Source organism: Mucilaginibacter sp., from assembly GCF_036383575.1.
In the GTDB taxonomy this organism is placed as follows: Bacteria; Bacteroidota; Bacteroidia; order Sphingobacteriales; family Sphingobacteriaceae; genus Mucilaginibacter.
On the sequence record NZ_DASVOB010000004.1, the window covers coordinates 1 to 6,642 of the forward strand.

5 protein-coding genes are annotated in these 6,642 nt (G+C 38.9%); 2 read left to right on the top strand and 3 right to left on the bottom strand.

From position 1 onward, the window contains the following. On the top strand, positions 1–853 hold an 853-nt coding region (locus VF500_RS00140), incomplete at its 5' end, for an NAD(P)/FAD-dependent oxidoreductase (protein WP_330857733.1). Positions 854–1,070: 217 nt separating this feature from the next. Next, positions 1,071–4,055, top strand: coding sequence for a lantibiotic dehydratase (locus tag VF500_RS00145; RefSeq protein WP_330857734.1), 2,985 nt, complete (start codon positions 1,071–1,073; stop codon positions 4,053–4,055). A gap of 1 nt (position 4,056) precedes the next feature. Here the strand turns inward: VF500_RS00145 and VF500_RS00150 are convergent, their stop codons facing one another. From VF500_RS00150 to VF500_RS00160, 3 genes are read right to left on the bottom strand one after another with little or no spacing between them, the layout of a single operon-like run. After that, positions 4,057–4,794 (bottom strand): response regulator transcription factor, encoded by a 738-nt coding sequence (locus tag VF500_RS00150; protein ID WP_330857735.1) that lies wholly within the window; start codon positions 4,792–4,794, stop codon positions 4,057–4,059. After that, a complete protein-coding gene (locus tag VF500_RS00155; RefSeq protein ID WP_330857736.1) occupies positions 4,781–5,803 on the bottom strand; it encodes a sensor histidine kinase in 1,023 nt (340 codons plus the stop codon). Before VF500_RS00155 ends, VF500_RS00150 begins: the two co-directional genes overlap by 14 nt. After that, entirely contained in the window at positions 5,803–6,480 is a 678-nt protein-coding gene (locus VF500_RS00160) for a hypothetical protein (protein WP_330857737.1), read from the bottom strand. Before VF500_RS00160 ends, VF500_RS00155 begins: the two co-directional genes overlap by 1 nt. Positions 6,481–6,642: the final 162 nt, after the last annotated feature.

Sequence of the window (6,642 nt, forward strand, 5' to 3'; positions counted from 1 at the left end):
AAAGGCAGCCATTACAACCGATCCGGTTGAACGCCAAAGGCTTTTAACTATAGTAGTTGCCGGAGGCGGCCCAACCGGTGTTGAAGTTGCGGGTATGCTTGCCGAAATGAAAAACTATATCCTTAAAAAGGATTACCCGGAGCTAATGAATGCCAAAGGGAAAATCTATATAGTTGATGGCGGCCCAAATTTGCTTGCGCCCATGAGTGATAAAACCCACAAAGAAACCCGCCAGGCACTTATTGATTTGGGTGTTGAAGTTAAGCTAAACGCCCATGTAAATGATTTTAGCAATGGTGTGGTCACTTTTGCCGATGGCGAAACACTTGAAGCCAAGACCCTGATCTGGGCAGCCGGTATTATCGCTAACACCTTTGATGGTATCCCGGCAAGCAGTTTGGGCATAGGTCGCCGCATGATCACCGACGAATATAACCGGGTTAAAGACCTGGAAGATATATACGCTATTGGCGATATTAGTGTGCAAATAACGGATCCGGTTTATCCCAAAGGCCACCCGCAACTGGCTCAGGTTGCAATACAAATGGGCCGCAATACTGCTAAAAACTTCATAGCCATGGCAAAAGGTAAAGTCATAAAACCCTTTAAATACTTTGACAGGGGTGATATGGCCATTGTTGGCAGGCATAATGCCGTTGTTGACCTGTTTAAACATAAAGTACATTTAAGCGGCCTTGCAGCTTTATTTGTATGGTTATTTATTCACCTCATATCATTGGTAAACTATAATAATAAAATAAAAACCTTGTATAACTGGGCTGTGGCATTTTTAACAAGGGATCAGGCGTTAAGAATGATATTCAGTGGCGGGGAAAATAAGGGTGGTCAATAAATAAATATTTATTTAATAATAATATTTATTGTTAGGTATTAAATCCGGTTTGCTTGTTACATTTGTTCCCAAAAAAGGGGCAGGGCCTTGTGGAGGTTACTGTCCCTTTTTTGTTGCTGAAATTATATATCAGACAAAGGTAGTTTTTTGTCTGCTAATTAAAATAGCAGTAACTTAAGTAGCTATTTATACACGGAACCTTGCCTTTTATATACGAATGAAAGTTAATTTTATTAACGGTTTAATTTTACGCTCGGCTGCTTTATCATACAGACAAAAGCTCGGTAAAGAAAATTTGCTTGCATTATGGGATAACAGGTTAATAAAGGAAAGTATTTATATAGCAAGTAAATCGCTTTACAACGAACTTGATGTCCTTTTTGGAAATAGAGAGGAAACGCACGCCAAAGAAGCACAATTAATATCAAGCTTTTATAAATATATGGCCCGTATGGCAAACCGGGCTACACCTTTTGGATTATTTGCCGGCTGTTCATCAGTTTATTGGGGCGCGGCCAATGATATAAAACTTTCGGCAAGGTTCAGGAAACATGCAGTGCCCGATGCCGTAGTGAGCTTTTCGCTTGCCAAACAAGTTGAAAACGCCAATCAATTATCGGCGGGGTATAAGCTTAACAACACTCTTTATAAAGTTGGTGACGACCTGCGTTTTATTACTTATCAAGTTATTGATGATCAAAGGGTTTACCAGGTTAGCGCTATTGCCTGCAATGAAGTAGTTGATGAAATAGTTGCTGTTGCCGGTGATAAAATATGGAATAAGAACCAGTTACTTGAGTTGTTTCCGCATTTTGAGCATGATGATTTTATTACTTTTATTAATGACCTTATTGATGGGCAATTGCTTAAACCGGCATTTGAACCCGCAATAGGATATGATTTCCCCGTCTTTTTGCAAAAGACCGACGATGAAGAGTTGAGCAATACCATCAATGAGCTTATCAATTTGATTAATAAAATTAATAACGATGGTACTGAAAACTCCAACTGGTTTTTGTTCTATAAGGCAATTGAGCACATCTCTGATCATATAACCGGCAGGGAGCTCAAAGATCAGGTTCACATAACCAGGTTCAACGAGCTGGAGCGCCGCGAGATCAACCAATCATTACAATGGAAAATAACTAAGGGCATTGCATTGCTTAACAACCTGAATACCCCGGTGGCCAATAAAAGGATAGAGCAGTTTAAAGGCAGGTTCAGGAAAAGGTATGAAGAACAGAGTGTACCACTTATGGAGGCCTTTGATACCGATACGGGGATAGAATATGGACAATGGTTTGAGCATGAAACCCTTTTTACGGAGGGACTGTATACCGGAAGCGAGGGGGCGGCCCCATGGGTAGATTATACCGAGATAGATTTTAAAATGCTCAATCTGTTAAACCGGGCTAAACTGGAAAAACAGTACAAGATCGTTATACCGGATAATTTTGTTAAAGAACGGAGTGCAGATAATTTGCCATTTTCTATGTGCGCACTTTTTCAGCTTTTTGAAAACGATGTGTTGTATCTTGAACGGGTTACAGGCCCTGGGGCTTTAAGCATGATAGCACGGTTTGCAGTAGGGGATGAGGAAATTTATAAAGTAGGATTAGAGGCAGCTGAAAAAGAAGTTGCTAATAGCCCGGATGCCATGTTTGCCGAAGTAATTCACATGCCCGAGGAGCGGATATTAAACGTTATGATGCACCCGCCTTTTTGGCCTTATGAGTTGGCTTATATTGATGACGCCAAAGGTAATTCGGTTTTGAGACTGGATGATATTTATATAAAGCTTGAGCAGAATGTGTTTAAATTGTTTTCAAAAAAACATCAGCGGGAAGTGGTGCCGCGGTTAAGCAGTGCTTATAATTATAATAGATCACAACATCCCATTTATACTTTTTTGTGCGATATCCAGCATCAGCGTGGTAATGGTAATTTAAGTTTTAACTGGGGAGCGCTCTCAACTGATTTTGTGTTTTTTCCGCGTGTTGAAACCAGCTTTGGTGTTATCCTGCATAGGGCAACATGGAAGTTTACACCTGCTATTTTAGATGACCTTTGTAAGGCCGAAAAATTGCTGGATAAATTCGGCAGTTTATTTAACAGTTTTAAAGAGGAGTGGCTCCTTCCCGATAAGTTTTATATTATAAAAGGCGATAACGAATTACTGATCGATACGGGAAATGAGATTAGCATGCAGGTATTTGCCAAGGAAATTGCAAGGCAGGCCCCGGTTTTGACTCTGTCCGAATGTATTCATTTTCAGCACGGGGCCGTTGTAAAAGATCTGGATGGCAACCCTTATATGCACCAGCTTGTTGCCCCTTTTTATTTTGACAGGCCTTTAAAACCCCAATATTTCCAATATATTGAAAACACGCTCCAGCGCAGTTTTTTCCCCGGCAGCGAGTGGCTGTTTATTAAGCTTTACCTTAGCAGTAATACGGCCAATGAGGTACTGTTAAAGCTCGATGAGTTGTTAAATTATTCGGGTACCGTTAAAATAAAACAATGGTTTTTTATCAGGTACCATGATCCTGATAATCATATCCGGGTGAGGATTAATTTGTTTGAGGAAGTTGATTTTCAGGAAGTTTATATGGCTGTTCGTGAGGTGCTATCCCCGTTTTTGGCGAGTGGGCAGGTACATGTTGTACAGCTTGATACCTACGTGCGCGAACTGGAACGTTATGGGCACCAGATTGAACAGGCCGAAGGCCTTTTTTGTATCGAAACTTCTTTTTGCTGTAACGTATTCAGGTTGCTTGAAAGTAACCGTTATGATACCGAAGACTGGCTTCTGATTTTTTGGCTGATCAAAGATTACCTCAACCTAATGAGCGCGGATATAAATGATCAGCTGCAATTTGTTGAAAAGCAGCAGGCCTATTTCTTTGCCGAGTTTGATGATAAGGCTGTCAAAATACAAATTGATCAGTTGCATAGAAAATATCATAGCAGCCTGAATAACTTGCTTTTGGCATATGATGATCTGCTTCAGCAAAAAAGGGGGCAGGTAGAGTTACTGCTGCAAAAATACAATATCAACTGGAACGCGAAGTTTTTAAGCAGTGTTATTCATATGGCAGTTAACCGCTATTTCAGTAACCAGCAGCGCTTGCACGAGTGTATCTTGTATGGATTGCTGTTAAAGTTCCTCAAGTCTGAAAAAGCACGAAAAGGCAAGGCCTAAGTTATTTGAACATTTTGTTGTTAAGTAAAGCAAAAAAACTGTCGCGGTAAGTAACCCCTATAGGGATCTTTTCTTTGATCTTATCAAATATCACCATATTGCCGTCAATGGCCTTAATGCGTTTTAGGGCGATGATGTATGATTTATGGGTCCGGGCAAAGTCTTCCAGCGGCAAGGTATCGGCCAGGGTTTTCATACTCACCAACGAGATATGGCGTTCATTTTCTGTAAAAACCGAACAATAATTTTTAAGTCCCTCTATGTAAATGATGTCTTCAAAATTTATGCGTACAATTTTACCGCGGTCTGTTTTTAAGTAAAATGAGTCGGGCTTAGGTTGCAGATCAATAACCGGGGTTGGTTTGTTTGATGCAAGCAGTAAAAGCTTATCAAGCGCTTTTTGTGAAGCTTGTAAAAACCTATCGAAGGCGAAGGGTTTAAGCAGGTAGTCAAGTACATTGTTTTCAAACCCGGCTAAAGCAAATTCACTAAAGGCAGAGGTTATGATGATCTCGGTACTTTTGGGCAGCATTTTGATCAGGTCGATACCCGAAAGCTCGGGCATGTTTATATCAAGAAAAATGAGGTCGGTTGTTGACTCTTTTAAATATAATAATGCCTCAATAGGGTTTGTAAATGTTTCGGTAAGATTAATAAAAGGTACCTTTGATATAAAATCGCTTAAAATATCAATGGCATAAGGCTCATCCTCAACTATAATACAGTTAATTACTTTCATGATATTTTAAAGGCATAGTAAGTTTGCACTCATAGTTGTTATGTGTTTCATTGATCAAAAGCTCATATCCTTCCCGTCCATACTCATCAGTCAATCTTTCGCGAATATAATTTAGGCCAATTCCGTTGGATTGTACTTTATTAACGCTGTTATTATTTTTATAATTAAGCGAATAAAAATGCAGTTTTCCGTCTTTAACAGTGATATTCAAAGCAGCTTCTTTGGTGTTTTGATTGAAAATGCCATGCTTAAACATGTTTTCGATAAGGGTAATTAAAACCAATGATACAACCTTATACGGAATAACCCCACTTTCGATACTAACGTTCATAAAAAAAGCTCTGCTTCGGCTTTCATGAATTTTGATAAAATCTTTGATATAGTTCAGTTCGCTGTCAAGATTGCTGTAGCCATCCTCGTTTTTGGTTAAGGCATACCGCATAATGTTTGAAAGGGTAATAATTGACTGCCCTACCTCCGGTAGTTTTTTATAAGTTTCGGCATATAAAAAGCCAAGCGTATTAAATACAAAATGTGGATTGATCTGCGATTTGATCACGTTTAATTCGGCTTGCAAAGCTTTCTTTTCCAATATAATTACTTCCTGTCCCTTTTTTGTAACGTCTCTAAAAACAGCGTAGGCCAAACCCATGATCACAAAATAGATGGAACGCATTATCAGGGTGGTTATTCTCTGTTTATTGACATCCTCTACAAACTTTATATGATCAAGGATTATATCAACAAATATTTTAAGGATTATCGAAACTCCGATAATAACAACCGCCCCGAAAAACATTACCGGTAAAAAAAGGATGGCATTTTTAATGCGCTTTCGTGAAAGTGAATAGCAATAGCTTATTGCATAAAATACACCTGTATTTACAACGAATGCAAGTAAGATACCCAACGGTGCTACGCCAAGGCCGCCAAAATAACCTACAGCTGTTTCGTAAAGGATATAGACCATCCAAAACAGTAAATGCTGAAACAATATTTTTAGTCTCATTATACGTAAATGGGTTTTTGATTGATTACTGGATTTCGGTCGGCCTTAAGGATAGCATCGGTATGATTTTCAGGATATTTCAGAGGCATAATAAGTTTACATTCATACGTGTTATCGGTTTCATTAATTAATAGCTCAAATCCCTCCCGGCCGTACTCATCTGTCAATCTTTCGCGAATATATTTTAACCCTATGCCGTTTGATCGTGCTTTGTTAATTATAATGCTGTTTTTATGAGCGGCTTCCCGCTCCTTTTGGATCAATGCTTTAGCAAAACTATATGCTGCCCCCATGCCACCAAAATAAATGGTTCGTACAATAAGTGCCATCGGGCTGAAGGGGGTTGCATGCACCTTAAAACTAACATTTAATATAACAGCATCGCCCAGGATCTTAAAAAAAACGGTTATCGCGATGATAGCGGAGGCCGCTATCAATATTGCCAATATCAAAACAAAAATATTCCTTATTTTTTTTGTTAAGTACCTGATATACTGCCAGAAATTATAAAATACCACAGCGTTTATCAAAAACGAATAAAGGGTACCAAAAGGTTCGGCAGGCTGTTTGGCATACAGAACCAACACCTCTTCATAAAGTATATAAATAAGCCAGAAAAGCAAATGCCAGCCTATTGTTTTTACCCTCGCCTTATTTGCCGAAAAATTTAAAATCATAATTTTTTTGTCCCTGCATTAAGGGGTTTTGGTCATTCCAAACGGCGCATTGGTACTAATTTTTTCTTCTCCTACAGCCACTTAACCACATTTATATCATCACGGCTAAATAATCAACAATTCATAACCATTTAAAAGTTTAAAATTATGAAAAATCACGAC

Coding starts and splice junctions, on each gene's coding strand:
- VF500_RS00145 (WP_330857734.1), top strand. CDS start 1,071: ATGAAAGTTAATTTTATTAACGGTTTAATTTTACGCTCGGCTGCTTTA.
- VF500_RS00150 (WP_330857735.1), bottom strand. CDS start 4,794: ATGAAAGTAATTAACTGTATTATAGTTGAGGATGAGCCTTATGCCATT.
- VF500_RS00155 (WP_330857736.1), bottom strand. CDS start 5,803: ATGAGACTAAAAATATTGTTTCAGCATTTACTGTTTTGGATGGTCTAT.
- VF500_RS00160 (WP_330857737.1), bottom strand. CDS start 6,480: ATGATTTTAAATTTTTCGGCAAATAAGGCGAGGGTAAAAACAATAGGC.